Here is a 26,489-nt window from a genome sequence, read left to right on the forward strand (position 1 = left end):
AACAAAAAATCCTTTGACACGCCTGCGATCTATGATATAATAAACAGAGAAAGTGTTTTAAAACAAGAATATTAAAATAAAAGAAAGGAAAAAGAAGAATGACGGCAAAATTAGTGGAGAAATTTCAGGAACTTTTTGGCGCGGAAGGAGATATCCGCACTTACTTTGCACCTGGGCGCGTGAATTTGATCGGAGAACATACAGATTACAATGGGGGACACGTGTTTCCATGTGCACTGACACTTGGAACATATGGGATTGCAAGGAAGAGAGAAGATAATAAGCTTCGGTTTTACTCAGTAAATTTTGAACGGCTTGGAGTGATCGAATCATCTCTGGAGGATCTGAAACCATACAAAGCTGCAGAGTGGACGAACTATCCAAAGGGAGTGATGTGGGCATTTGAGGAGAGAGGATACAAATTGCCGAATGGACTGGATATTTTATTATATGGAAATATTCCAAACGGTTCCGGATTGTCTTCTTCTGCTTCCTTAGAAGTGTTGACGGGCGTGATTTTAAAAGATATGTTTGGATTTGATGTCTCTATGACAGATATTGCTCTGATCGGACAGTTTTCAGAGAATAATTTTAATGGATGCAATTGCGGAATCATGGATCAGTTTGCGAGTGCGATGGGAAAGAAGGACAATGCGATTTTCCTTGATACGAATACACTTCAGTATGAATATGCACCGGTTGTTCTGGAAGATGCGAAGATTGTTATCATCAACAGCAAAGTAAAACATAGTCTTGTAGATTCTGCTTACAATGACAGAAGAAACGAGTGCGAGACGGCGTTGAAGGAATTGCAGGAAGTGGTTGCTGTGCAGACATTGGGAGATTTGACAGAGGAAGCATTTGAGAAGCATAAAGATGCAATCAAGAGCGAAATCAGACAGAAGAGAGCAAGACATGCTGTTTATGAAAATCAGAGAACGATCCGTGCGGTGGAAGCTCTGAAAGAAAATCGAATTGAAGAATTTGGAAAACTGATGAACGAGTCACACAGATCACTGAGAGATGACTATGAAGTTTCTTGTAAAGAGATCGATATTCTCGTGGATCTTGCATGGGAAACAGAAGGTGTGATCGGATCTCGTATTACAGGAGGCGGATTCGGCGGATGTACGGTCAGCATTGTGAAAAACGATGCAGTAGATGGATTTATTAAAAACATCGGAGAGCAGTATCTTGCAAAAGTCGGACATGAGGCAGAATTTTATGTAGTAGACATCGGAGACGGTGCAAGAGTGCTGAATGGATAAGCCTGATTGAAAAGCGGACAGGAAATAGGATGAGTTTTAGGAGAGAAAATATGTTATCAGAAAATATTAAAAGATTAGTACAGTATGGGATCGATGCAGGATTGACACCGGAGTGCGAGCGAATCTACACAACAAATCTTCTGCTGGAATTATTTCATGAAGATGACTATGAAGAAGTAGAAGTAAACGGGGAAAAAGAGTTAGAAGAGATCTTAGGGGAACTGTTGGATGAGGCGTGCAGTCGTGGAATCATCGAGAACAGTGTAGTATATAGGGATCTGTTCGATACGAAGATGATGAACTGCCTGATGCCTCGTCCGGCGCAGGTGCAGGAGACTTTCTGGAAGAAATATGAGGAATCTCCGGAAGCTGCCACAGATTATTACTATAAGCTGAGCCAGGACAGCGATTACATCCGTCGTTACCGGGTAAAGAAAGACTGGAAATGGACGGTGGACAGCCCATATGGTGAGATTGATATTACGATCAACTTGTCAAAACCGGAGAAAGATCCAAAGGCGATCGCAGCGGCAAAAAATGCGAAAGCAAGCAGTTATCCAAAATGTCTGCTCTGTGTGGAAAATGAAGGATATGCAGGAAGAGTCAATCATCCGGCAAGGGAAAATCATAGAATCATGCCGATCACAGTCAATGACAGTGCATGGGGATTCCAGTATTCTCCATACGTATACTACAACGAACACTGCATCGTATTTAATGGAAAACATACACCGATGAAGATCGAGAAGGAAACATTTATGAAATTATTTGATTTCGTAAAATTATTCCCACACTATTTCCTTGGATCCAATGCAGATCTTCCAATCGTAGGAGGATCGATTTTAAGCCACGATCATTTTCAGGGAGGACATTACACATTTGCGATGGCGAAAGCTCCAATCGAAAAACATTTTGAAGTAAAAGGATTTGAAGATGTGGAGAGTGGAATCGTAAAATGGCCACTGTCAGTGATCCGTTTAAGAAGCAAGGATGAGAAGCGGCTGATCGAACTGGGAACACATATCCTTAATGCATGGAGAGGCTATACAGACGAAGAAGCGTTCGTATTTGCAGAGACAGACGGAGAACCACATAATACGATCACACCGATCGCAAGAAAGGTCGGGGAGATCTATGAACTGGATCTGACGCTCCGCAACAATATTACTACAGAGGAACATCCGCTTGGGCTGTATCATCCACATGCCGAGTATCATAATATTAAAAAAGAAAATATCGGATTGATCGAAGTAATGGGACTGGCAGTATTGCCGTCCAGATTGAAACAAGAACTGGAGACACTTGCAGAGTACATTGTAGAGGGCAAGGACATTTCTGAAAATGAAATGATCGAGAAACATACAAAATGGGTAGAGAAATTCCTGCCGAAGTATGATACAATTACAAAAGAGAATGTAATGGACATTTTAAAAGAAGAAGTCGGAATTGTCTTTACAAAAGTATTAGAAGATGCAGGTGTTTACAAGTGTACAGAAGAAGGAAGAACAGCGTTTGCAAGATTCCTGAACACATTATAAGAAATAGAAGGCAGGCTGCATGTCAAAGATGCAGTCTGTTTTTTTCTGGAAAAAATCATTGAAAGCACCAGGCAGAGAACCTATGCAAAATGTGAATGGCAGACAGAAGGAGAGGAAATATGCCGTATAAAATTATGCTGGTAGATGATGAGGAAGAAGTCCGCACAAGCATTATCCGTAAGATGGATTGGGAAGCACTGGGATTTCATGTAGTGGGAGATGCAGAGAATGGGGAAGACGCACTTGAGAAGATCCATATTCTTGATCCGGATGTGATTATCACGGATATTCACATGCCATATATGGATGGACTTCAGCTTGCAGAGACAGTGAAAGAAAAATATCCGGGGAAGGAGGTTGTCATCTTTTCTGGATACAATGATTTTGAATATGCGAAGCAGGCGATGAAGTGCGGAGTGACAGAGTACATTTTAAAACCGGTAAACAGTGAGGAATTAGGGGAGATTCTTCAGCGGATCCGCGAGAAAAGAGACAAGTATCTTGAGCAGCAGAGAGACATCCGGATTTTAAGAGAGAATTATCGGAAGAATTTTCCGATTTTAAAAGAAAAGTTTTTAAATGACTGGATGGAAGAAAAAATCGTCAAGGAAGAGTTCTATGAGAAGCTGGAGGAATATGTTCCGGAGATTCGGGATTCTGATAGGTGGATCGTTGCGATGTTTTGTATTGAACGGGAAGAAACCGTAGAGGGAGGTGCAGTGGTAGAGGAAAAAGAATTGCACCAGGTGTCAGTGGAAAAAGTAATCGATGAATATTTGACAGAAAAGTACCCATTTGCACGATTTATCTGTGAGAAGGAGATTGGAGTAGTGATTGCGCTTTCGCAGGAGCAGACGGTTAACGAACTGCTCGGCGTGTTTGACCAGATTCAAAAAGTATGCAGACAAGTGTTTGGGCTTCAGATTTCCATCGGAGTCGGAAGCAGGAAACAGTGGATCAGACAGGTGCCGCAATCGTTTATGGAAGCAAAAGAGGCAAGTGGATACCGGGCAGTTCCGGATATGGGAAGTGTGATCTATATTCGAGATGTGGAGCCAAAGAAGACAGAGACACTGCTTTTTGAGGAGCAGGAGAAAAATGCACTGATCCATGCAGTCAAATTTGAACAGGAAGAGGAGATTGCGTGTGAACTTACGAAGATTATCGGCCGGATTGCAGATGGGAAGATTTACTCCAGGCAATGTAAGAGCTATGTCATCAGTGTATTGAATAGTATTTTGCAGGTTGTATGGAGCAATGAACTGGAAGAACAGAGGATTTTTGGATATGGCACAGACTGCTATGAACAGGTGCTGCATATGAAGACGACAGAGGAAGTAGAGCAGTTTCTTCTGAAACTTTGCTGTGAGATCCATACGCAGCTCGTGCAGAGAAGAGAAAATATGACGATTGATATCATTAAGGAGGCAAAAGAGTACATCCAGGAGAATTATGCCAATCCAGAACTGTCTGTTGAGATGTTGTGCAGCAGTCTGCATCTGAGTCCATCTTATTTTTCTACTGTATTTAAGAAGGAAACCGGACAAAATTATGTTGCTTATCTGACGGATGTACGGTTAAATAAAGCGGTGGAATTGTTGAATCATACAGATGACAAGACGTATATCATTGCTGCGAAAGTCGGATATCCGGAGCCCAATTATTTCAGTTATGTCTTTAAAAAGAAATTTGGTGTATCACCAAGCAAATACAAAGGAAAATCATAATGAATAGAAAATTTTATCAGAAGTGGAACGCATTTTATTCAAAAGTCAGCCTGCGCTATGTGATCTGGGGGGCATTTACACTCACAGCGCTTCTCGGTGCGGTGCTGATGGGGACTTCTTTTTATAACCGATTTTCGCTTCAGCTTCAAGGAATTGTCGAAAAGCAGAATCGGGCGCTGATTGAACAGGTCAATAATACGTTGACATCAGAACTGCGGAATATTATGAGAATTTCAGATTCTCTTTACTTTTCGGTTTTGAAGTCTGAGGAAAATGTTCCGGTGGAAGAGGGCTTTGCGCTTTTGTACGATACGAACAAGTCGTCTATCCAGAACATTGCCCTGTTTTCCAAAGAAGGGGACTTACTTGTTTCCGCACCGGCAGCAAAATTAAAGCCTGGGGTAGATGTGACGAAGGAAGCGTGGTTTCAGAATGCAGTGACACAGACAGAAAATCAGCATTTTTCTAGGCCGCATGTACAGAATTTGTTTGTCAACAGCAAGGGGAATTATGCACATGTACTGACGTTGAGCAGGATGGTGCAGGTGCCTGATGCCTATGAGGTGCAGGATGGTGTACTTTTGATCGATTTGAAATACGAACAGCTGGAGAGTATTTTCAAAAATATTTCCCTTGGGGAAGAAGGGTATATTTATCTGGTAGACGGAGCGGGGAATTTAATTTATCATCCGCAGCAGCAGTTGATCCTAGATGGGATTGAGCAGGAAAATCATGAGAAAGCATCTGCATACAAAGACGGGGTTCATGATGAGGTGTTTGAGGGACAGCATCGGAAGGTGACGATCAAGTCTGTCGGATATACAGGATGGAAAATTGTTGGGGTGGTTTCTGATAAGGCGGCACAGCTTTCCACAGTGAAAAATATTATTTTCCTGATCGCGCTTGTCATGTCTTTTATGTTAATCTTGTCAATTATCAACTCTTATATATCAAAGAAAGTGACAATCCCGATCGAGCATCTGGAAGGCGCTGTGAAGCGGATTGCGGAGGGGGATCTGGAAACAACGATCGAGGAGCGCGGAGCATATGAAATCAGTCATCTGGGACGTTCGATTTGCAAGATGAAAGTGCGGATCAAGAAATTGATGGAAGATATTGTGAGGGAGCAGGAGATTCAGAGAAAGAACGAACTGGATACGCTTCAGTCACAGATCAATCCACATTTTCTTTATAACACACTGGATATTGTCGTGTGGATGGTCGAGAATGAGAAACCACAGGATGCAGTACGCGCACTGACGGCTCTTGCACGTTTTTTTCGAATTGGATTGAGCAAAGGGAAGACGATCATTACAGTCAGAGATGAGATCGAACATGTAAAAAATTACCTGACGATTCAGAAGATGCGTTATAAAAATAAGTTTGAATATTATTTTGAGGTGGAGGAGGAAGTCCTTGAGCTATCTACGCTGAAGTTGATCCTGCAGCCGATTGTAGAAAATGCAGTTGCTTATGGAATGGAGTTTCAAGATGGGGATGGAGAAGTTTTTATCAAAGCATATTTGAAAGAAGAAAAGTTGATTTTTCAAGTTGTGGATAATGGTCCGGGAATTATGCCGGAGCGTCTGGAAGAGATTCGCGCGGGGAAAGTTGTCTCTTCGAAGAAAGGTTCGGGGATCGGTATGCGAAATGTCGGAGAGCGGATCCAGCTTGCATATGGAAAAGAATATGGAATCCAAATTGAGTCGGAGCCGGACGAAGGCACTTGTATTACATTGACGCAGCCTAAAATAGCGTATAGGCAGGAGGGAGAATTGCTGTGAAGAAAGCAGAAAAAATAGGAATTATCGCGGCGCTCTGTGGAATTATCCTTCTATTTTTAATTGCATCCACAGATTTTGTGTTGGAAGAGAACCGAAAAGAGGTGTATACCATCGCATTTGTGACTGACGGAAGTGCAGATGACCGCTTTCAATCCCTACGGAAGGGTATGGAGAAGGCTGCGAAGAAGTGGAATGTAGATCTAGTTGTGGATGCACCATATCTCAGTGGAAATGCTGCAGAGCAGGAGGCTGCGATCGAAGAGGCGGTGGAAAATGGCGCGCAGGCGGTGATCACAGTGCCGGCAGACCAGGTACAGATGGAAAAATTTCTGGATCAGAGCAAGCTTCAGGTTCCGGTGATCACGCTGGAAAAGGAGCTTCATTCGGAAAAAAAATTTGGAGCCTATATTTGTGACAGTGAAAAGTCAGCAAAAAAGCTGGCGAGAGCTGTACTGGAAGAAAAGAAAGACGCAAGCGTTGCTCTTTATGCATCAGATGTCTCGGCAAAAGAGACTGCAAATTGTCTGGATATATTAGAAAAAGAATTGGAAGACGGAGGCTGCACTGTGATCCGCAGACAGTACCGTCAAGGATTTGAGATCGAAGGAGAAGTTGTCGTTGCAGCAGATCCATACACGTTTTCGCAAATCGTCAATTTACAGAAAATTCCCGACAGGCTTTACGGAATTGGCTGTTCGAACAAGATGTTGACTTTGCTTGAAGAAGGAAAAGTGTGTGCGGCAGTGATCTGCAACGAATATGACAAAGGATATCTGAGTGTGGAGGCGGCGATGAAAAGTATCCAGAATGGGACGAGACAGCGGACAGTAAAGATGGAGCAGGTGCTTGTAAGACAGGAAAATCTCTACGACAAAGAATATGAGGCATTGTTGTTTCCAATTTCATAGTGGAAGGTCAGGGATAAGTGATGAGAGAGTACAAAAAGTGGAAAACACAGATGGGGCTTTTGGCGGTGGCAGTGGCAGTGATCTGTGTGGCAGCAGCGGGCATTTCAAGAAGAAAAGAAAAACAGAAAGAAGAGGACACACTCAAAGTCGGGATCTCGATTTATCAAAGTGATGATACGTATGTAAATTTGTTGACAAAAAAAATAGAGCGGCAGTTGAAAGCATGCGAGAAGCAGCAGGGGATCAAGATTCATTGCAAGATTGTATCCGCAGAAAATGATCAGAATGAACAAAATGAGCAGGTGGAACATTTCGCAGCGCTTGCGTATGATGTCATCTGTGTCAATGCAGTGGATCGGACAAATGTGTCGACGATGATCGATCGTGTGGAGGAATCAGAGATTCCTCTGATTTTCTTTAACCGCCAGCCGGTACAGGATGATCTGAGAAAAGGGCAGCATATTTATTATGTAGGATCAGATGCACAGGAGTCCGGGAGATTGCAGGGAGAGCTTGTGGCATCAGTATATCGAAAGGATCCTGCGGTGTTGGATAAGAACGGAGACGGGGTTGTAGGGTATGCCGTTTTAGAGGGGGAGACCGGGCATCAGGATGCCATTATCCGTTCCGAGTGGTCGGTAAAGACAATGACATCTTCTGGAGTTCCTGCAAAAAGGATCACAGGAGGGGTTGCAAACTGGATGAAAGAGCAGGCGGCAGCAATCGTTGGACGGTGGCTGAAGGAAGAAGAGGGGGAGCTGGAACTGATTTTATGTAACAATGATGATATGGCACTTGGCGCGATCGAGACACTTCGCCAGGAGGGCAGGACAGATATCAGTGTGGTAGGCATCGATGGCACGGAGGAAGGGCTTATGGCAGTCAGAGACGGGAAGATGCTTGGAACCGTGAAGGCAGACTCTGACATTTATGCGGAATATATTGCACGCATGGTATGCGGGCTAAAAAAAGAAGGAACGGTGCCAAAGGAAATCTTGGAAGGGCATGACCGGGAAGTATGGATTCCATGGGAAATTAAGATCTGGCCAGAATTGGGAGAATAGAGAGTGTAAATCTGCACAAATATGTCGAACAAAAATTATATAAAATGTTTAAAATGATGATAAAATCAAAGAAAATTCATAGAATACCATAGAAATCTGTATGGAATCCTATGAATTTTTTGCTTATAATATAGTCATCAAGAACAAGAGTCGTGTTTTTAAAGGAGGAAAAAAACTATGAAAAAGAAAATCGTATGTGGAATGTTATGTGCAGCAATGTCACTTTCATTACTTGCAGGCTGCGGCGGAGGCAGTGAGGAAGGTGGAAAAGATGCAAAGAAAGACGGAGACGCAATCAAATTAGGTGTTCTCGTATACAAATATGATGATACATACATTTCTACAGTACGTTCTGCAATCGAAAAATATGCAAAAGAAGCAGATGTTGAGATTAAACTGGATATGCAGGATGGACAGGGAGACCAGTCAAAGCAGAATGACCAGTTAGACGTTCTGATTTCTAAAGGAGTAGATGCACTTCTGATCAATGCAGTTGATACAGGTTCTGCACAGGGACTTGCAGATAAGGCGAAAGCAGCAGACATTCCGGCAGTATTCTTTAACAGAGAGCCTGCAAAAGAAGTTGTAGAATCTTGTGAAGGTATCTTCGTTGGAACAACAGCTTCAGAAGCTGGTGTAATGCAGGGAGATATGCTTGCTGATATGTATGAGGCAGACAAAGAAGCAATCGACAAAAATGGAGATGGAAAAATTCAGTATATCGTATTCAAAGGAGAACCAGGTAACCCAGAAGCTGAGGCACGTACAGAATATGCTGTAAAACAGGCAGAGGAACGTGGACTTGTGATGGACAATATGGGAATCGAGCCACTTGTTGCAAACTGGATGACAGACCAGGCTCAGACACAGATGGAAGCTCAGATGTCTGCAAACGGAGATAAGATTGAAGCTGTATTCTGTAACAACGATGACATGGCACTTGGAGCAATCGCTGGTATCAATGGAAAATCAGATGCTCCGGTATTCGGTGTGGATGCAACAGAAGCTGGTATGGAAGCAATCAAATCAGGAAAAATGGCTGGTACTGTAAAACAGGATGGAGATGCAATGGGTAAGGCACTTGTTGCAATCGGTGCAAATGCAGCTCAGGGTAAAGACTTTATTGAAGGAACAGATTACGAAATGGCAGAAGACGGATTCTCAGTTCGTATTCCATATGCACCTATTACAAAATAGTTTTAAGATTCATTTGTAACATGTAACAAATAACTGAGGTGGTGCAGGAGGCAATGATTCTTGTACCACCTCTCATAGAGTGTATCAAAGGAAAGAGATATGCTCTGGAGTGTATTTGAAAGTTCTTTTCCGCAATTTTCAAACGCACTTCGCAGTATGAGGAAGAGTGGTGAGCGAAAAAATGTCAGAATATATTCTGGAAATGACGAACATTGAAAAGCAGTTCCCAGGTGTCAAAGCACTCGATAAAGCAAATTTAATGCTGAAAAAGGGAAGCGTCCACGCTCTTATGGGAGAGAATGGAGCAGGAAAAAGTACATTAATGAAATGTCTGTTCGGTGTCTATGTAGAGGATGCCGGGGAGATCAAAATTGATGGAAAACCAGTGCGTTTTACAAATCCGAAGCAAGCGCTTGACAATGGGGTGGCAATGGTACATCAGGAGCTGAACCAGGTATTGCGGCGCAGCGTAATGGAGAACCTGTGGCTTGGAAGATTCATTAAAAAGGGCGGCTTTATTGACGATAAGAAATGCTACGAGGAGACAAAGAAAATTTTTGAGGATCTTGATATTGATGTAGATCCCAAAACAATCATCGGTGAGTTGTCTGTCTCACAGAGGCAGATGGTAGAGATTGCGAAAGCAGTATCTTACGATGCCAAGATCCTTGTACTTGATGAGCCTACATCTTCCCTGACTAAGGAAGAAGTTGGACATTTATTTAGGATCATCAACCGTCTGCGCGATCGTGGAGTTGGTATGGTATATATTTCCCATAAGATGGAAGAGATTCTGGAGATTTCGGATGACGTTACGATCATGCGTGATGGAAAATGGATCGCAACAAAGTCTGCAAAAGATATCACAATGGATGAAATCATCAAGTTGATGGTAGGTCGAGATCTGACGGAACGTTTCCCGGAGAAGACTAATAAGCCGGGAGAAGTGTTGATGAAAGTAGAAGGGCTGACTGGAAAATATATGCCAAGCTGTATGGATGCTTCTTTTGAACTGAGAAAAGGAGAAGTGCTTGGCGTCGCAGGGCTTGTAGGTTCCAGAAGAACAGAGTTGCTTGAGACGATTTTCGGAATTGCACACAGAGAAAGCGGAAAGATCGAACTGCATGGAAAGGAAATCTACAATAAGGATTCCCGTCAGGCGATTAAAAATGGATTTGCACTTCTGACAGAAGAACGGCGTGCAACTGGTATCATTCCGCTTCAGAGTATTACGTTTAATGCAGTACTTGCAAACATGAAGTCTTATCTGAAATGTGGTCTTCTCTCTACAAAGAAGATGGAGAAAGATGCCAAATGGGTGATTGACAGTATGCATGTGAAGACACCTTCGTCTAAGACACATATCAAATCTCTCTCAGGAGGAAATCAGCAGAAAGTCATTATTGGACGCTGGCTTCTGACAGAGCCGGAAGTGCTGCTTCTGGATGAACCGACAAGAGGTATCGATGTCGGTGCAAAATTTGAGATTTATCAGCTGATCAATGATCTTGCCGCAAAAGGCAAAGGAGTCATGGTAGTTTCTTCAGAAATGCCGGAGCTGATCGGTATCTGTGACCGTATCCTTGTTATGAGCAATGGTCGTGTGGCAGGTATCTTAGATATGAAGAAGGATTATCACGGACAGGAGCAGGAAGAAATCATGCGACTGGCTGCAAAATACATTTAACACAGGGGGTGTCGACGTGGAAAAGAAAAAATTTAATCTCAACGAATTTTTATTAAACTATGCGTTATACATAATTTTAGGATTGATGATCATCGTAGTAATCATCATTGAACCGGGATTTTTACATCCGTCAAACTTTATTAAGATTTTAACCCAGGCGTCTACAAGAGGTATTCTTGCACTCGGTGTTGCAGGTATGATCGTACTTGCCGGAACCGACCTCTCTGCAGGACGTATCCTTGGATGTTGTGCTGCTGTATCAGCTTCTCTTGTACAGGCAACAACATATGCTTCCAGAATGTATCCGGAGATTACAAAAGATCTTCCGTTAATCTTACCACTGGCAGCAAGTATTCTGATCGGTGTTGCGTTCTGTGCGCTCAACGGATTTGGTGTTGCAAAATTAAACTTGCATGCATTTATCGTCAGCTTAGGTACACAGACAATCGCATTTGGTGCAACATGTATTTATATTGACAGCCAGGAAGGCGGAGCACAGGCATTGTCTTCTTTTAATGAAAAATTCTTGAACTTTGTCAACGGATCTTTCAAGATCGGAAGCTTCGAACTTCCATACCTGATCATTTATTTTGCACTTTCTGCAACAGTTATGTGGGTGATCTGGAATAAGACAACACTTGGAAAAAATATGTTTGCAATCGGTGGAAATAAAGAAGCTGCCGCAGTATCCGGTGTAAATATTACAAAAAACATTATGGGTGTGTATCTTGTAGCCGGTGTGCTTTACGGACTTGCAGCTTTCTTAGAGGCAGGACGTATCCAGTCTGTCAATACAGGTACAGGTTTAAACTATGACCTGGATGCGATTTCAGGTTGTGTAATCGGTGGTGTATCATTCAACGGTGGTGTTGGTACAATCCCGGGAGTTGTTCTTGGTGTAGTTCTCCTCCAGGTAATCAACTACAGCTTTAATTTCCTTGGAATCAACCCATACTTGCAATATATCATCAAAGGTATTATCATTATCCTTGCAGTATCCATCGACGTAAGAAAGTATCTTGCAAAGAAATAAAAGATAGAAGGACAATAGCAATTCCTCATGTAAATCTCGTGATCTGCATGAGGAATTTTTTAGAAAGGGGCAGGCTATGAGCGAAGAACAGATGAGAAGCGCAGAAGAGGAAATAGAAGAAAAGGAAATCACAGAGAGCAAAACAGAGGAAATAGCGGAACAAGATGGGGAGAATATGCAGGAAGAAAAGCCGGAAGAAGAGAAGAAGACCGGATTTTTAAGCAGAGAAACACTTTATTCCAAAATCAATATTTCACTGAAATCTATGGACCGTTTCATTGCGATACTCATTATTCTTCTGATCGTACTGCTCGGTGTGGGGATTTTCAGTTAAAAGTTTTGGGGACGATCTAAGAAAGCTACAACAAGAAATACAGAACAAGCAAAAAAGGAAAGGCAGGGTCTTCATAGGAGGAAAGCCTTTCCTTTTCTGATAGGAATTTGATTTTGCGTTTGAACTGGGAATAAGCTATAATAAAGCGTAACAGTATAAAAAGCAGAGAGGAAAGAACAGTATGGATATGATTCAGAAACTCACAGAAGAGCTGGAAGTAAAGAAATGGCAGGTAGAGGCAGCAGTCAGACTGATCGATGAGGGAAATACGATTCCGTTTATTGCGCGGTACCGGAAAGAGGCAACCGGCTCTCTGAATGATGAGCAGCTTAGAAGTTTACATGAGCGGCTGATATATTTACGCAATCTTGAGGAGAAGAAGGAGCAGGTACTCGCTTCAATCGAGGAGCAGGGGAAATTGACAGAAGAACTGAGAGTGCAGATTATAAATGCCCAGACGCTTGTTGCTGTGGAAGATCTGTACCGACCATATCGGCCAAAAAGGCGGACAAGGGCGACCATTGCAAAGGAGAAAGGACTGGAATCGCTGGCGACACTTCTGATGCTGCAAAAGATACAAAAGCCTTTGGAAGAAGAGGCGCAAAAATATATTTCTGCAGAAAAAGAAGTACATACAGTGGAAGAGGCCATTGCAGGTGCAAAAGACATCCTTGCGGAGACAGTTTCTGACGAGGCAGATTACCGGAGTTTTATTCGGAATCTTACGGTGAAAGAAGGAAAGATGACTTCTTCGGCAAAAGATGATAGTGTGCAGTCTGTCTACGAAATGTACTATTCTTTTGAAGAACCAGTCAGCAGGCTGGCAGGACACCGGATCCTTGCACTGAATCGTGGAGAGAAGGAAAAGATTCTGAACGTGAAGATTGAAGCGCCGGAGGAGAAGATTCTGCGGTATCTTGAGAAGAAAATCATTGTTTCCGAAAATCCATATACGTCAGAATATTTAAAAGAAGTGGCAGAAGACAGCTACAAACGACTGATTGCTCCGGCAATTGAGCGGGAGATCCGGAGCAGCCTGACAGAAAAGGCAGAGGATAGTGCCATCATAGTATTTGGAAAAAATCTGGAACAACTTCTAATGCAGCCGCCGATCGTTGGACAGGTTGTGCTTGGATGGGATCCGGCATTTCGGACCGGATGTAAGTTGGCTGTTGTAGATGAGACTGGAAAGGTACTCGATACGACGGTAATCTATCCGACTGCCCCGACGACACCACAGAAGATCCAGGCGGCGAAGGATACGTTAAAGAAGCTGATCCGCAAGTACCATATTACGCTGATCTCTGTCGGAAATGGTACGGCATCGCGGGAATCGGAGATGATCCTTGTCGAACTGTTAAAGGAGATCCCGGAGAAAGTACAGTATGTGATCGTCAATGAGGCGGGCGCTTCTGTCTATTCTGCAAGCAAGCTGGCGACAGAGGAATTTCCGAATTTTGATGTGGGACAGAGAAGTGCGGCATCCATCGCTAGAAGGCTGCAGGATCCGCTTGCAGAACTTGTGAAGATTGATCCAAAGTCAATCGGTGTCGGACAATATCAGCATGATATGAACCAGAAGAAATTGAGCGAGGCGCTTTCTGGAGTGGTAGAATCCTGTGTCAACCGGGTAGGAGTAGATTTAAATACTGCATCGGCACCGCTTCTCTCTTATATTTCCGGAATCAGCAGTGCGATCGCAAAAAACATTGTGGCGTACAGAGAGGAACATGGGAAATTCCAGTCAAGAAAGGAACTGCTAAAAGTTGCAAAGCTTGGACCGAAAGCATTCGAACAGTGTGCCGGATTTCTCAAGATTACAGATGGGAAAAATCCGCTGGATGCGACAAGCGTTCACCCGGAGTCTTATGAGGCGGCGGAAAAACTTTTAAAACAGCAGGGATTTTCAACGGAAGAGATCCGCAGAGGAGGACTTCAGGGACTTTCTAAAACAATCAGAAATGAAAAGAAGCTGGCAGAAGAGCTTGGAATCGGAGAGATCACCCTTCAGGATATTGTAAAAGAACTGGAGAAACCGGGCAGAGATCCTCGTGAGGAGATGCCAAAACCAATTCTTAGAACGGATGTGCTGGAAATGAAAGATCTGACGGAGGGGATGGTCTTAAAAGGAACCGTACGAAATGTGATTGATTTCGGCGTGTTTGTGGATATCGGAGTACATCAGGATGGACTTGTGCATATTTCGCAGATTACCGATAAGAAATTTATCAAACATCCACTGGAGGCAGTGAGTGTCGGTGACATTGTCGATGTCAAAGTCATGAGTGTCGATGTACAGAAAAAGCGGATCCAGTTAACGATGAAAGGGATTTAGAAGAAAAAGGAACAAGGAGGAAGCGGCATGGCGAAATATGTAATGGCGCTGGATGCTGGGACAACAAGCAATCGCTGTATTCTTTTTAACGAAAAAGGACAGATATGCAGTATGGCACAGAAGGAGTTTACACAGTATTTTCCGAAGCCGGGATGGGTGGAGCATGATGCCAATGAGATCTGGTCCTCCCAATTGGGAGTGGCAGTGGAAGCAATGACAAAGATTGGAGCAACTGCGGAAGATATTGCAGCGATTGGAATTACCAATCAAAGGGAAACTGCGATTGTGTGGGACAAAAAGACTGGGGAACCGATCGGACATGCAATCGTCTGGCAGTGCAGAAGAACATCCAAGTACTGTGATAAGTTGAAAGAAAAGGGACTTACAGAATCATTCCGGGAGAAGACGGGACTGATGATCGATGCTTATTTTTCGGGGACAAAGGTAAAGTGGATGTTGGATCACATCGAAGGGGCCCGAGAGCGGGCAGAGCAAGGAGAATTGCTGTTTGGGACAGTGGAGACATGGCTGATTTGGAAACTTACGAAAGGGCGTGTGCATGTCAGCGATTATTCGAATGCTTCCCGTACTATGCTGTTTAACATCAAAGAGCTGAAATGGGATGATGATATATTAGAAGAGCTTCAGATTCCAAAAAGTATGCTTCCAAAGGTGTGTCCATCCAGTGAAATCTACGGCTATGCAGATGCAAGCTATTTTGGAGGGAAAATCCCAATCAGCGGAGCGGCAGGCGATCAACAGGCAGCGCTTTTTGGGCAGACCTGTTTCCATGCAGGGGAAGCGAAAAATACGTATGGAACCGGGTGTTTCCTTCTGATGAATACAGGGACAGAACCGGTGTATTCTGACCACGGTCTTGTGACGACGATCGCATGGGGACTGGATGGTAAGGTGACGTATGCACTGGAAGGTTCTATCTTTGTGGCAGGCGCTGCGATCCAGTGGCTGCGGGATGAGATGAAGCTGATAGATTCTGCGAAAGATTCGGAATATCTTGCTCAGAGAGTGGAAGACACGAACGGCTGTTACGTCGTGCCGGCATTTACCGGGCTGGGAGCTCCACACTGGGATCAGTATGCCAGAGGTGCGATCGTAGGATTGACAAGGGGTGTGAATCGATATCATATTATCCGGGCGACATTAGAGTCTATTGCGTATCAGGTAAATGACGTTGTGCATGCAATGCAGGCAGATTCGGGAATTTCGCTGAGTACACTCAATGTTGACGGAGGTGCCAGTGCAAATGATTTTCTGATGCAGGTACAGGCGGATATCTGCAATGCCCCGGTCAATCGACCGGAATGCGTAGAGACAACGGCAATGGGAGCGGCATATCTTGCCGGGCTGGCCGTTGGATACTGGAAGGACAAAGAAGACGTCGGAAAGAATTGGGCGATTGATAAGGTGTTCTATCCAAAATTAAAGGAAAATGAACGGGAAGAAAAAATTCATGGCTGGGAGAAGGCTGTAAAACGCTCTTTTGGATGGGAAGAAGAGGAGTAAAACAGTAAAGATACACGCAGATGTGGGACTGAGAAAAGAGAGGGAAGAACAGATGAAAAAAAGGAGTTGGGTAATCGCGCTGTGTATAGCGCTTTTGACAGTGCTGCTTCCTGCAGGGCAGGTGGAAGCGCAGCAGGTGGAGGAAGAAGAAAAGAAAAAATCCGGAAAACGTGCGATCGATGTAGCGAGGGAAAGTGGCTATCAGTTGGACGATCGTTATCAGCCGGCAGGTTCTATCATTACAGAGATCCATACCGGGCAGATTTTGTGGGAGGAGAATAAAGATGTTTCCTGGGCTCCGGCCAGTATGACAAAATTGATGACAATTTTGCTCGCATATGATGCGATGGAGGAAGGAAAATTTGAAAAGGACATGCAGGTAGCGGTGAATGAAAAGTATGTAGATATCGCCGGAAGGTATGCGCTCAGCAACAATGTGATGCAGATGGGAGCAACCTATACGGTGGGAGAATTGATCGATCTGATCATTGTCCCATCTTCGGCGGCAGCCACGTATATGCTTGCAGATTTAGTGGAGCCGGATCCGGATAAATTTGTAGCGCTGATGAATCAGAAAGCAAAAGAGATTGGGATGACGCATACTACTTATTACAATTGTGTTGGTGTCACAAATGACCTGCTGTATCCGTATGCTCCGAAAAATCTACCGGCAGATGCAGATAATGTGACTTCCCCACAAGATTACGCACTGCTGTGCAGTTATTTTGTAAAGACTTACCCGGATATATTGACACATACGAGTTCTCCAGAAATTGTAGTGAAAGAAGGTACCCCGTATGAAGAACATTTTAAGTCGTATCAGATTTCTCTGGAAGGGGCAAAGTATGGTCTGAAAGGGACAGATGGGTTGAAAACTGGTTCCAGCGGAAGAGCAGGGTTTAATTATTCCTCTACTGCAAAACGTCAGGATACGAGGCTTGTGGAAATTGTGATGGGGGTTTCGGACTGGACAGACCAGACCGGAGAAGAACTTCGTCATCTTGTTGGGAATGCAATTATGGAACAGGCATTTGAGAAATACGAGTATCGAAAGGTTCTGCCAAAAGGAACACATCAGATTGGAAAAGAGAAAATTGTAACAAAGAAAGACCTGTGGGACTGTGTGCCAAAAGAAGAAAAAATAAAGTTTAAGATGGAAGATGGCAAAGTATTTGTTGATCTTGAACGGCAGTATCTTCCGGGATACGCAGCGCCTTCCGTTACCTATCAGCAGAAACAGGTAGTTTCGGAAGCGAAAAGCGGACTGGGCGCGATCGGAAAAGGAATACTCGCAGTATTGCTTGCCGGAGGTGCTGCACTTGTAGGAAGAATCGCATATGTGGATGCGGTCAGAAAGAAGAGACGAAGACGGAGAAGAAAATAGATGAATACTAGAAAAGAAAGATTATTCTACTTGGATTTTATTCGAGCAATCGCGGCAGTTTCAATTGTGATCACTCATTTCAATGCTAGATATTCCGCACATATCCCAGAAATTAAGGGGAGAATGATAGGGCTGGAAAAAATAGGAAATATAGGAAGTGGAGAATGGGGAGTCTCATTATTTTTTATAATTTCAGGGGCAGCATTGATGTATGTCTATGAAAAGGAGAATGATTGGAAAAGGTTTTATCAAAAGCGATTTATGTCCATTTATCCGATGTTTTGGATGGCATACAGTGCTGTTTTAGCAGTGTATGTGTTGAAGAACCGCACGATGATTGGAGATGGAATTCCAAAATGGAGATTTCTTTTTACTATATTAGGATTTGATGGGTTACTCAGTGTAAATGGATATGCGACATTTTATTTACTTGGAGAGTGGTTTTTAGGAGCGATTATTTTATTGTATATTATTTTTCCGGTTTTAAAGAAAGCAATAAATACAAATTTATGGGGAGCAGTTGCTTTGGCCGTGGCTGGATATATAATCGGACTTGTTATTTGCAGTAAGATAGCGCTTGTACCGGCAACTATTTTGCTTGTTCGATTGCCGGAATTTGTATTTGGTATGATTTTTGTAAAGTTAAACTGGAGGGCAGACTGGAAAATATCGATATTAGCATTGATACTTATTATTGCCAATATGATTTTCAAGCCGGAAATCCCAGCAAGTATACAGACAACATATATTGGAATTTCCTCTTTTCTTGTATTAGTTTTTGTGTCTGCTTTGGTGAAAAATAAAGGAATTAAAAAAATTTGTGAAGGAATCAGCAAATATTCTTATGCAGTTTTTTTAGTACATCATATCATTATTATTAATGTTATGAATTTTGTAGATCTTACCAAAGTAACTTTGTTGCAAAGTTATCTTTTATTTGTAGTCATCGGTTGTATGATAGCAGTTGTTGCAGGGGGATTGTATAAGATTAATAGAATCCTTGTGAGAAAGGCTTGCACAATTTTTAAAACCGTCGTATAATAGGCGATATGAAAAAGAATAGGAAAATTCTTCGGGGTAGGGTGCAAGTCCCAACCGGCGGTAAAGTCCGCGACCTGCCTGGGAACAGGTGGCTGAACTGGTGAGATTCCAGTACCGACAGTATAGTCTGGATGAGAGAAGAATCATTTGATCGCAAATCAGATCGTGTGATAGCGGATAGATTTTTGCGCGAGAATCAAAGTTCCCCAGGAAGTTATTTCGGGGGAATTTTTACTTTGCAGGAAATGTAGGTGCAATTCTTTCACCTTTTGGGGTATGGAGGAAAGCTGATCAAAGATTTCCGGAAGATTTTCTTTCTTTTAAATTTTAGAAAAAGAAGGAGAGAAGAAAAATGAGTACAAATGTAGCAGAGAAGACAAAGGTGAACACAAGGACGCTTGTTCAGATTGGGATGTTATCGGCACTTGCAATTATTTTGATGCAGTTTGAGATTCCGCTCCCATTCGCACCGGCGTTCTATAAGATTGATTTCAGTGAGGTTCCAGTGTTGATCGGATGTTTTTCGATGGGACCGTTTGCGGGGGTTTTAATCGAATTGATCAAGGTGATCCTAAATGTTGCAATCAAAGGAACGATGACGATGGGAATCGGAGATGCAGCAAATTTCCTGATTGGATGTGCATTCTGCGTTCCAGCGGCGCTGATCTATCAGAAAAAGCGTACGAAGAGTGGAGCGGTGACGGGGATGGTAGTTGGAACTGTGATCATGACTATTCTCGGATGTGTTCTGAATGCTTATATTTTGCTTCCGGTGTATGCAAAAGCATTTGAGATGCCCTTGGATGCTCTGGTATCGATGGGCACAGAGGTAAATGGTGCGATCACTGGTCTGATGACCTTTGTCCTTTTTGCAGTGGCACCGTTTAATTTGCTGAAAGGGATTTTGGTATCTTTGATCGTATTTTTTGTCTATAAGAAAATCCGGCAAGTGTTATTGTAAGGAAAAGGGTGGTATGTTATAATTTTATAACATACCATTTTGCGTATGAGACAGAAAAAGTAATGGAGGGATTAAGCAATGTCAGTGAAAATGGATGTTCAGATGACACCGAGAGCAATGTATGATTTTTTGCTGTATCACACATACAGCCATCTCAGTGGGCTGATCGGAGCGATTTTTGGAGTTGTTGTACTTGGACTTGGAATCCGGGCGATGGCACAGGGAGATTATACCGCAGGTATGATGTTTTTCTTTTTTGCCGCAGTTTTTCTTGTTATGACACCTCTCACACTGAAGTCAAAGGCGAAGGCGCAGGTAAAGACAACGCCGATGTTCCAAAAGCCAATCACATATGAGTTGACCGAAGAAGGAATCACCATTTCCCAGGAAGATCAGCAGACAGAGGTGAAATGGGAAGAATTTCAGAAGGCAGTTTCTACGAACCGGACATTGATTCTTTATATCACGCGGGTACGTGCGCTTGTTTTTCCGAAGGAAGCGCTAGGAGAGCAGTATACAGCAGCTGTGCAGATGATCTCAACACATATGGCGCCGGCGAAAGTGAAGATCCGTCAGGTACGGTAAGAGGGAAAAGGAAGGAAAACTATGGTAATAGAGACAAGAAGTCCGAAGGAGACGTTTGAGTTTGGGAAAAAAATCGGAGAACTGGCAAAAGCAGGAGAGATCTATACACTGATTGGCAATCTGGGCGTGGGGAAGACTGTATTTACGCAGGGATTGGCAAGAGGGCTTCAGATTGAAGAGGCGATTAGCAGCCCGACATTCACAATCGTACAGGTATATGAGGAGGGAAGGCTTCCGTTTTATCATTTTGACGTATATCGGATTGGGGATATTGAGGAAATGGAAGAGATCGGATATGAAGATTACTTCTATGGTCAGGGAGTATCTCTGATTGAGTGGTCAAATCTGATTGAAGAGATCTTGCCACAGAGACGGACAGAGATTACTATTGAGAAAGATCTGGATCAAGGGTTTGATTTCCGACGGATTACGGTAAGAGAACTTGGAGTATAGGAACGAGAGAAAAAAGAAGTTGGAAAAGAGGTTGCGTTAGAAATAGTGACCTTTCTAAAACAGATGATAGACAATGAAAAAGAAAGAAGTGAAACTATGCGGATATTGGCATTAGACAGTTCTGGTTTGGTGGCGTCAGTGGCAGTTGTAGAGGAAGAACAGACAATTGCGGAATATACAGTGAATTATAAGAAGACTCATTCACAGACGCTGCTTCCAATGCTGGATGAAATCGTAAAAATGACAGAGATGAACCTTGGTGAGATTGATGCAATCGCAGTGGCGGGAGGACCTGGGTCCTTTACCGGGCTGCGAATTGGATCGGCGACGGCGAAAGGACTTGGACTCGCGTTAAAAAAGCCGTTGATCCATATTCCTACGGTGGATGGACTTGCTTATAACTTATATGGAAATGAAGGGGTGATCTGCCCAATCATGGATGCAAGGAGAAATCAGGTTTATACCGGAATTTATCGTTTCCGGGAGGAATTTGTAGTAGAAGAGCCGCAGATGGCGATAGAAATATCAGCTCTTGCAGAGAAATTGAATGAACGAGGAGAGCAGGTGACATTTTTAGGGGACGGTGTTCCGGTATACAAAGAACAGTTAGAGCAACTTTTGCATGTTCCGGTAAGATTTGCCCCATCTCATATGAATCGGCAGCGGGCAGCAGCTGTTGGGACACTTGCAGTTCAGTATTGGAAAGAAGGAAAGATAGAACGTGCGGAGGATCATCAGCCGGATTATCTTAGAATGTCACAGGCAGAACGCGAGCGTTTAGAGCGAGAAGAGAAGGAGCAGCAGGGAAAATGATCATTCGAGGAATGAAAGAATCCGACATCATGCCGCTATATGCGCTGGAGGAGCAATGTTTTTGCCCATCCGATCGGTGGAGTATGGCGGACATTAGAAAGGCATATGAGCTGGAGCATTTTTTTGTCCTTGTGGCAGAAGAAGCAGAGGAGATCTGCGGATATTGCATTGTCTATGCGGTGATGGATAGTGCGGATATTGGGAAAATAGCGGTGGCTCCCAAAGCGCGTGGAAAAGGAATTGCAGGAAATTTGTTGGAACATTTATGGAAAGTTTGTGCTGAGAGAGGAATCAAGGATGTGATTCTTGAAGTGCGGGCAAGCAATGATGCTGCGAGGTGCCTGTATACAAAGTATGGATTCGAGACGATTTCCCTGCGGAAGGATTATTATAAAGAACCTATGGAACATGGATTGACTATGCAAAAGAACCTATCTGAATAGGGGTTGGGGCATTGTAAGAACATGGAAAAAAAGGAAACAGTTCCCGCTAGGAATCTGTTTTAAAAATCAATATAATAAAGGCGTGACAACAAGAAAAAAGAAGGATTTTTCATAGGAGGAATTGTATGCGCCAATATAAAAAAGTTGAGACGACGGAATTAGATAAAGTATTTTGCAACAGATGTGGAAAAGAAATTCTCAGAGAGGCAGATTTCCTCCATGTAGAGAAGCGCTGGGGATATTTCTCGGGAAAAGATAACGAAGTACACGAGTTTGATCTCTGCGAAGAGTGTTACGATGCATGGATTTCAGACTTTTCGATTCCGGTAGAGAAGAAATAATAGAAGGAGAATCACATGTTAGATGTTTGTCTTCTCGGAACGGGCGGGATGATGCCACTGCCTTATCGGTGGCTGACTGCTCTGATGACGAGATTTAATGGAAGTAGTCTGCTGATCGACTGTGGAGAAGGGACGCAGATTGCGATCAAAGAGAAAGGCTGGAGCTTTAAGCCGATTGATGTGATTTGTTTTACTCATTATCACGGAGATCACATCAGTGGACTGCCGGGGCTTTTGCTTACAATGGGAAATGCAGACAGAAGAGAACCGTTGACGTTAATAGGACCGAAAGGGCTTGAGCGTGTTGTGAGCGCTCTTCGCGTCATTGCGCCGGAACTTCCATTTCCGATCATATACAAAGAAATTGAAGGACCAGAGCAGACTTTTGAATTAAATGGATATCGTCTGAAAGCGTTTCGTGTCAATCATAATGTGCTTTGTTACGGGTATACACTGGAGATTGACCGTGCTGGAAAATTTGATGTAACAAGAGCGATGGGTCATGCGATTCCAAAGCAATATTGGAAGCATTTGCAAAAAGGTGAGACGATTGAGCATGAAGGAAATGTATTTACCCCGGATATGGTGCTGGGTGCTCCGCGCCGTGGAATCAAACTTACCTATACGACAGATACAAGGCCGACAGACTCGATTCGTGTGAATGCGAAACATTCCGATCTGTTTATTTGTGAAGGAATGTACGGGGAGAAAGAAAAGGCATGCAAGGCGGTAGAATATAAGCATATGACATTTTACGAAGCGGCGCAGCTTGCAAAAGAGGCCGAGGTAAAGGAAATGTGGCTGACACATTACAGTCCGTCTCTGACGCGCCCGGAATTTTTTATAGAGGAAGTGCAAAAAATTTTTCCGCAGGCAAAAGCCGGCAGCGACAGTATGTCTGTGGAACTGGATTTTCCAGAAGAGGAGTAAGAAGATGAAAGAAAAAGAAATCACAATACTGGCAATAGAAAGTTCTTGTGATGAGACAGCGGCAGCAGTCGTGCGGGGAGGAAGAGAGATCCTCTCCAACGTCATTTCATCACAGATTGAATTACATAAATTATATGGAGGGGTTGTTCCGGAGATTGCCTCCAGAAAGCATATTGAGAAGATCAATCAGGTGATTGAGGAAGCGTTGAAAGAAGCAGGGGTAACATTGGATGAAATCGATGCAATCGGAGTCACTTATGGACCGGGGCTTGTAGGAGCGTTGCTTGTCGGGGTTGCAGAGGCTAAGGCGATTGCATATGCAAAAGGACTTCCTTTGGTGGGAGTACATCATATCGAGGGACATATTTCTGCAAATTATATTGAAAATAAAGACTTAGAGCCTCCATTTGTATGTCTTGTAGTATCGGGAGGACATACACATCTGGTTCGTGTGAAAGATTATGGAACTTATGAAATTATCGGAAGAACAAGAGACGATGCCGCGGGCGAAGCATTTGATAAAGTGGCGCGGGCAATTGGGCTTGGATATCCGGGTGGACCGAAGATAGATAAGTTGTCTAAGGAGGGAAATCCGGAAGCGATTGTCTTTCCGAAAGCACATATGAGTGATTCGCCGTATGATTTTAGTTTCAGTGGTGTGAAATCGGCGGTATTGAATTATATCAATGGCTGTCAGATGAAAGGGGAAAGTTATTCTCAGGCGGACATCGCAGCATCTTTCCAGAAAGCGGTGACAGATGTACTTGTAGAAAATGCGATGAAAGCAGTGGATGAGTTTGGATTAAAAAAATTTGCGATTGCTGGTGGGGTAGCATCGAATAGCGCCCTCAGAGCTGCGATGCAGGAAGCGTGTGATAAGAAAGGAGTCAAATTCTATCATCCATCACCAATTTACTGCACGGACAATGCAGCAATGATAGGAGTTGCAGCTTATTATGAGTATCTGGCGGGAACAAGACATGGATGGGATCTAAATGCTGTGCCGAATTTGAAACTGGGAGAACGGTAGACTCTGGTTGTCAGTAGGGAAAAGAGATTCGGGAAAGGATGTGCAATGCCAGATGAAGCAGAAAAAGGACAAACGAGAAAAAAAATGTACGGCGATCGTGTTGGCAGCCGGGAGTGGAAGCCGGATGGGGACGGCGATTCAGAAGCAGTATTTAGAATTAGAAGGAAAGCCGGTGTTGTATTATTGCTTGCATGTATTCCAGGAGTCCAGATATATTGATGAGATCGTTCTTGTCACAGGAGAACGTGAAATAGACTATTGCAGAGAAAAGATTGTACAACAATATGGTTTTGACAAGGTGGTACAGATAGTGGCGGGAGGGAAAGAACGCTATGAGTCTGTGTACTATGGATTAAAATATGTGGAAGATGGAATTGTGTTCATCCATGATGGGGCAAGACCGTTTGTGGATGAAGAAATGTTAGAGCGGGCATACGAATGTGTTTTGAGAGATCAGGCGTGTGTCGTAGGTATGCCTGTGAAAGATACAATTAAAATTGCAGATCAGAATCAGTATGCTGTTCAGACGCCGGACAGGGCATATGTCTGGCAAGTGCAGACACCTCAGGTATTTGATGCAAAACTGGTGCGTGCTGCTTATGAAAAATTAATCCAGAGTGGATGGGAGAAGGCGACAGATGATGCGATGGTTGTTGAAAGAATGACAGAACATCCAGTCAAGCTTGTTTTCGGTTCTTATGAAAATATAAAAATTACAACGCCAGAAGATCTGGAAATTGCAGGTCTTTTTATCAGGAGGCACCGTGCATAGAGAGAATCTTTCGCTGGCAGTAGTATTTTCATAATTTTAAAACCTTTCGTTTGTCATAGGCTCCTCCCACTACCTTTAGGTGGTGGGAGGAGCCTTGTTGATTGTTGTTAAATATGCTACACTGACTGTAGCAGTTCTTAAAGGGAAAACCGTTCGATGTGCTGCTCATTAAGGCACTCTTTTGTACATTGACAAGATATGAGGTTGCAATACGAAATTCGTGTACTGCGTAAAATCTTAATCGTAAAGACATTATTACTGTATGGCATGGGAAGTTTAGTACCTGATACAGTTACAGATGAGCATATCTTATCCGTAAAGGGTGTTGTCAACCACCCTATGATGTAACGCCACTTTAGATAGCAATATCTTTTGGGGTTAAAAGTCGGAGACGTATGTCGTTCGTACGACTGGGCAGTTGCAAGCCCATGACCTTTAGGTCGTGGGTAGTTGACATAGCGAGGATCCGGTTGGACAATGGTTTATTACTTACTTCCAAGCGATTTTTAGATATAAAAATGATACCTGAAATCGCCGGAAGAGCAGCGAGATTAAAGGTTCATGTTAGCAGAAAAATTCCCGAAAAATAAAAAAATAAAAAAAGTTTAGAAAAAGTGTTGACAGTTGGAAATATCCGTGATAGAATACATCTTGTCTTCAAGAGATGACAAAAACTTAATAGATGCAGAGGTATCGAAGTGGTCATAACGAGGCGGTCTTGAAAACCGTTTGTCCGAAAGGGCGCGTGGGTTCGAATCCCACCCTCTGCGTTAGGAAAACCACCAATCAATCATCGGTGGTTTTCTTATGCCAAAAGAACGAAAGGCGTTTTGGAGAAATACCCAAGTGGCTGAAGGGGCTCCCCTGGAAAGGGAGTAGATCGTTAATAGCGGTGCGAGGGTTCAAATCCCTCTTTCTCCGTTTACCATAAAGTATCAACAGATAGATGACATGGTGAAAAATTGACAAGTGAAGACGGTATGAAGTTGAAATGTTGAAAATAAAAACAGTTGACAAGTACTGTTGGAAATGTTAATATAAAAAGCACTCAATAGTGTGACAGGAAAACAACAAAAAGCATCGGAGATATGGAATCGAAAAAAGGCTATGAAAGTAGAAAAGAAAAGAATTCAAAAAAAGATGAAAAAAGTTGTTGACAAAGATAAAAAGATGTGATAATCTAATATAGCTGTCGCAAGAGAGCGAAACAAACAGAACATTGATAATTAAACAATAGACAACACAACCCTGAAAATTTCGAACAATTGAGAAAATTTCAGAACAGACAGAAATGTCAACCTAAAAACAGTAAAAGGGATAGGATTGCTAGTAGTGAT

General features: G+C 43.1%; 24 protein-coding genes, 2 tRNA genes and 1 riboswitch. All 26 genes read left to right on the plus strand.

Translation table 11 applies throughout. The annotated features are described in order from the left end of the window. Nucleotides 1-98: 98 nt before the first annotated feature. The 26 genes from ACESPO_RS05970 (at nucleotide 99) to ACESPO_RS06095 (ending at nucleotide 26,073) form a co-directional block, all read left to right on the plus strand. Complete coding sequence (locus ACESPO_RS05970) at nucleotides 99-1,268, plus strand: galactokinase (RefSeq protein ID WP_009263031.1); 1,170 nt, start codon at nucleotides 99-101, stop codon at nucleotides 1,266-1,268. A 50-nt stretch (nucleotides 1,269-1,318) separates the two neighbouring features. Further along, nucleotides 1,319-2,806 (plus strand): UDP-glucose--hexose-1-phosphate uridylyltransferase, encoded by a 1,488-nt coding sequence (galT, locus tag ACESPO_RS05975; RefSeq protein ID WP_016439751.1) that lies wholly within the window; start codon nucleotides 1,319-1,321, stop codon nucleotides 2,804-2,806. A gap of 119 nt (nucleotides 2,807-2,925) precedes the next feature. Then, entirely contained in the window at nucleotides 2,926-4,533 is a 1,608-nt protein-coding gene (locus ACESPO_RS05980) for a response regulator (protein WP_016439752.1), read from the plus strand. Then, a complete protein-coding gene (locus tag ACESPO_RS05985) occupies nucleotides 4,533-6,317 on the plus strand; it encodes a sensor histidine kinase (RefSeq protein WP_016439753.1) in 1,785 nt (594 codons plus the stop codon). The genes ACESPO_RS05980 and ACESPO_RS05985 overlap by 1 nt, the downstream gene beginning before the upstream one ends. Then, the gene (locus ACESPO_RS05990) at nucleotides 6,314-7,225 is read left to right on the plus strand and encodes a substrate-binding domain-containing protein (RefSeq protein WP_009263027.1); all 912 of its coding nucleotides are present in this window, start codon (nucleotides 6,314-6,316) and stop codon (nucleotides 7,223-7,225) included. The genes ACESPO_RS05985 and ACESPO_RS05990 overlap by 4 nt, the downstream gene beginning before the upstream one ends. A gap of 20 nt (nucleotides 7,226-7,245) precedes the next feature. Next, nucleotides 7,246-8,289, plus strand: a complete 1,044-nt coding sequence (locus ACESPO_RS05995; protein WP_499788603.1) for a galactose ABC transporter substrate-binding protein — start codon at nucleotides 7,246-7,248, stop codon at nucleotides 8,287-8,289. A 177-nt stretch (nucleotides 8,290-8,466) separates the two neighbouring features. Continuing rightward, nucleotides 8,467-9,486, plus strand: a complete 1,020-nt coding sequence (locus ACESPO_RS06000) for a galactose ABC transporter substrate-binding protein (protein WP_009263025.1) — start codon at nucleotides 8,467-8,469, stop codon at nucleotides 9,484-9,486. 181 nt (nucleotides 9,487-9,667) lie between these two features. Next, nucleotides 9,668-11,173 carry a sugar ABC transporter ATP-binding protein gene (locus ACESPO_RS06005; RefSeq protein ID WP_009263024.1) on the plus strand — a complete coding sequence of 502 codons (1,506 nt, stop codon included), beginning with the start codon at nucleotides 9,668-9,670 and terminating at the stop codon, nucleotides 11,171-11,173. Between the two features lie 16 nt (nucleotides 11,174-11,189). Further along, nucleotides 11,190-12,206: a galactose/methyl galactoside ABC transporter permease MglC gene (mglC, locus tag ACESPO_RS06010; protein ID WP_016441586.1), complete on the plus strand. Its 1,017-nt coding sequence runs from the start codon at nucleotides 11,190-11,192 to the stop codon at nucleotides 12,204-12,206. A gap of 76 nt (nucleotides 12,207-12,282) precedes the next feature. Then, nucleotides 12,283-12,540 (plus strand): hypothetical protein, encoded by a 258-nt coding sequence (locus ACESPO_RS06015; protein ID WP_009263022.1) that lies wholly within the window; start codon nucleotides 12,283-12,285, stop codon nucleotides 12,538-12,540. Nucleotides 12,541-12,721: 181 nt separating this feature from the next. After that, nucleotides 12,722-14,875, plus strand: a complete 2,154-nt coding sequence (locus ACESPO_RS06020) for a Tex family protein (protein WP_120106186.1) — start codon at nucleotides 12,722-12,724, stop codon at nucleotides 14,873-14,875. Between the two features lie 27 nt (nucleotides 14,876-14,902). Then, on the plus strand, nucleotides 14,903-16,399 hold the full coding sequence (gene glpK / locus ACESPO_RS06025; RefSeq protein WP_009263020.1) for a glycerol kinase GlpK: 1,497 nt from the start codon (nucleotides 14,903-14,905) through the stop codon (nucleotides 16,397-16,399). A gap of 52 nt (nucleotides 16,400-16,451) precedes the next feature. Next, nucleotides 16,452-17,783, plus strand: a complete 1,332-nt coding sequence (locus tag ACESPO_RS06030; RefSeq protein ID WP_120092525.1) for a DUF1958 domain-containing protein — start codon at nucleotides 16,452-16,454, stop codon at nucleotides 17,781-17,783. Beyond that, nucleotides 17,784-18,824, plus strand: a complete 1,041-nt coding sequence (locus ACESPO_RS06035; protein WP_117577989.1) for an acyltransferase family protein — start codon at nucleotides 17,784-17,786, stop codon at nucleotides 18,822-18,824. It begins immediately after the preceding gene. A 23-nt stretch (nucleotides 18,825-18,847) separates the two neighbouring features. Continuing rightward, a riboswitch (FMN riboswitch) is annotated at nucleotides 18,848-18,971 on the plus strand. Nucleotides 18,972-19,176: 205 nt separating this feature from the next. Next, complete coding sequence (locus tag ACESPO_RS06040; protein WP_008976584.1) at nucleotides 19,177-19,785, plus strand: ECF transporter S component; 609 nt, start codon at nucleotides 19,177-19,179, stop codon at nucleotides 19,783-19,785. A 78-nt stretch (nucleotides 19,786-19,863) separates the two neighbouring features. After that, nucleotides 19,864-20,370: a YcxB family protein gene (locus tag ACESPO_RS06045; protein ID WP_009263017.1), complete on the plus strand. Its 507-nt coding sequence runs from the start codon at nucleotides 19,864-19,866 to the stop codon at nucleotides 20,368-20,370. A 21-nt stretch (nucleotides 20,371-20,391) separates the two neighbouring features. After that, on the plus strand, nucleotides 20,392-20,823 hold the full coding sequence (gene tsaE / locus ACESPO_RS06050; RefSeq protein ID WP_499788607.1) for a tRNA (adenosine(37)-N6)-threonylcarbamoyltransferase complex ATPase subunit type 1 TsaE: 432 nt from the start codon (nucleotides 20,392-20,394) through the stop codon (nucleotides 20,821-20,823). A 96-nt stretch (nucleotides 20,824-20,919) separates the two neighbouring features. Next, complete coding sequence (gene tsaB / locus ACESPO_RS06055) at nucleotides 20,920-21,636, plus strand: tRNA (adenosine(37)-N6)-threonylcarbamoyltransferase complex dimerization subunit type 1 TsaB (RefSeq protein ID WP_174704849.1); 717 nt, start codon at nucleotides 20,920-20,922, stop codon at nucleotides 21,634-21,636. Beyond that, complete coding sequence (gene rimI, locus ACESPO_RS06060; protein WP_009263014.1) at nucleotides 21,633-22,079, plus strand: ribosomal protein S18-alanine N-acetyltransferase; 447 nt, start codon at nucleotides 21,633-21,635, stop codon at nucleotides 22,077-22,079. The genes tsaB and rimI overlap by 4 nt, the downstream gene beginning before the upstream one ends. Before the next feature lie 125 nt (nucleotides 22,080-22,204). After that, entirely contained in the window at nucleotides 22,205-22,420 is a 216-nt protein-coding gene (locus ACESPO_RS06065; protein ID WP_336304665.1) for a hypothetical protein, read from the plus strand. Nucleotides 22,421-22,435: 15 nt separating this feature from the next. After that, nucleotides 22,436-23,350, plus strand: a complete 915-nt coding sequence (locus ACESPO_RS06070) for a ribonuclease Z (protein ID WP_008976577.1) — start codon at nucleotides 22,436-22,438, stop codon at nucleotides 23,348-23,350. A gap of 4 nt (nucleotides 23,351-23,354) precedes the next feature. Next, a complete protein-coding gene (gene tsaD / locus ACESPO_RS06075) occupies nucleotides 23,355-24,380 on the plus strand; it encodes a tRNA (adenosine(37)-N6)-threonylcarbamoyltransferase complex transferase subunit TsaD (protein WP_008976576.1) in 1,026 nt (341 codons plus the stop codon). 52 nt (nucleotides 24,381-24,432) lie between these two features. Then, nucleotides 24,433-25,152: a 2-C-methyl-D-erythritol 4-phosphate cytidylyltransferase gene (ispD, locus tag ACESPO_RS06080; RefSeq protein ID WP_336304666.1), complete on the plus strand. Its 720-nt coding sequence runs from the start codon at nucleotides 24,433-24,435 to the stop codon at nucleotides 25,150-25,152. A gap of 204 nt (nucleotides 25,153-25,356) precedes the next feature. Next, complete coding sequence (locus ACESPO_RS06085) at nucleotides 25,357-25,500, plus strand: hypothetical protein (RefSeq protein WP_165851565.1); 144 nt, start codon at nucleotides 25,357-25,359, stop codon at nucleotides 25,498-25,500. 336 nt (nucleotides 25,501-25,836) lie between these two features. Then, nucleotides 25,837-25,922, plus strand: a tRNA-Ser gene (locus tag ACESPO_RS06090). Between the two features lie 62 nt (nucleotides 25,923-25,984). After that, nucleotides 25,985-26,073, plus strand: a tRNA-Ser gene (locus ACESPO_RS06095). Nucleotides 26,074-26,489 lie beyond the last annotated feature (416 nt).

This window comes from Coprococcus sp. HPP0074, from assembly GCF_964238105.1.
GTDB lineage: Bacteria > Bacillota > Clostridia > Lachnospirales > Lachnospiraceae > Faecalimonas > Faecalimonas umbilicata.

Bases quoted from the DNA above. Each gene is read 5' to 3' on its own strand.
- ACESPO_RS05970 (WP_009263031.1), top strand. From the start codon at position 99: ATGACGGCAAAATTAGTGGAGAAATTTCAGGAACTTTTTGGCGCGGAA.
- galT (WP_016439751.1), top strand. From the start codon at position 1,319: ATGTTATCAGAAAATATTAAAAGATTAGTACAGTATGGGATCGATGCA.
- ACESPO_RS05980 (WP_016439752.1), top strand. From the start codon at position 2,926: ATGCCGTATAAAATTATGCTGGTAGATGATGAGGAAGAAGTCCGCACA.
- ACESPO_RS05985 (WP_016439753.1), top strand. From the start codon at position 4,533: ATGAATAGAAAATTTTATCAGAAGTGGAACGCATTTTATTCAAAAGTC.
- ACESPO_RS05995 (WP_499788603.1), top strand. From the start codon at position 7,246: ATGAGAGAGTACAAAAAGTGGAAAACACAGATGGGGCTTTTGGCGGTG.
- ACESPO_RS06000 (WP_009263025.1), top strand. From the start codon at position 8,467: ATGAAAAAGAAAATCGTATGTGGAATGTTATGTGCAGCAATGTCACTT.
- ACESPO_RS06005 (WP_009263024.1), top strand. From the start codon at position 9,668: ATGTCAGAATATATTCTGGAAATGACGAACATTGAAAAGCAGTTCCCA.
- ACESPO_RS06015 (WP_009263022.1), top strand. From the start codon at position 12,283: ATGAGCGAAGAACAGATGAGAAGCGCAGAAGAGGAAATAGAAGAAAAG.
- ACESPO_RS06020 (WP_120106186.1), top strand. From the start codon at position 12,722: ATGGATATGATTCAGAAACTCACAGAAGAGCTGGAAGTAAAGAAATGG.
- glpK (WP_009263020.1), top strand. From the start codon at position 14,903: ATGGCGAAATATGTAATGGCGCTGGATGCTGGGACAACAAGCAATCGC.
- ACESPO_RS06030 (WP_120092525.1), top strand. From the start codon at position 16,452: ATGAAAAAAAGGAGTTGGGTAATCGCGCTGTGTATAGCGCTTTTGACA.
- ACESPO_RS06035 (WP_117577989.1), top strand. From the start codon at position 17,784: ATGAATACTAGAAAAGAAAGATTATTCTACTTGGATTTTATTCGAGCA.
- ACESPO_RS06040 (WP_008976584.1), top strand. From the start codon at position 19,177: ATGAGTACAAATGTAGCAGAGAAGACAAAGGTGAACACAAGGACGCTT.
- ACESPO_RS06045 (WP_009263017.1), top strand. From the start codon at position 19,864: ATGTCAGTGAAAATGGATGTTCAGATGACACCGAGAGCAATGTATGAT.
- tsaE (WP_499788607.1), top strand. From the start codon at position 20,392: ATGGTAATAGAGACAAGAAGTCCGAAGGAGACGTTTGAGTTTGGGAAA.
- tsaB (WP_174704849.1), top strand. From the start codon at position 20,920: ATGCGGATATTGGCATTAGACAGTTCTGGTTTGGTGGCGTCAGTGGCA.
- rimI (WP_009263014.1), top strand. From the start codon at position 21,633: ATGATCATTCGAGGAATGAAAGAATCCGACATCATGCCGCTATATGCG.
- ACESPO_RS06065 (WP_336304665.1), top strand. From the start codon at position 22,205: ATGCGCCAATATAAAAAAGTTGAGACGACGGAATTAGATAAAGTATTT.
- ACESPO_RS06070 (WP_008976577.1), top strand. From the start codon at position 22,436: ATGTTAGATGTTTGTCTTCTCGGAACGGGCGGGATGATGCCACTGCCT.
- tsaD (WP_008976576.1), top strand. From the start codon at position 23,355: ATGAAAGAAAAAGAAATCACAATACTGGCAATAGAAAGTTCTTGTGAT.
- ispD (WP_336304666.1), top strand. From the start codon at position 24,433: ATGAAGCAGAAAAAGGACAAACGAGAAAAAAAATGTACGGCGATCGTG.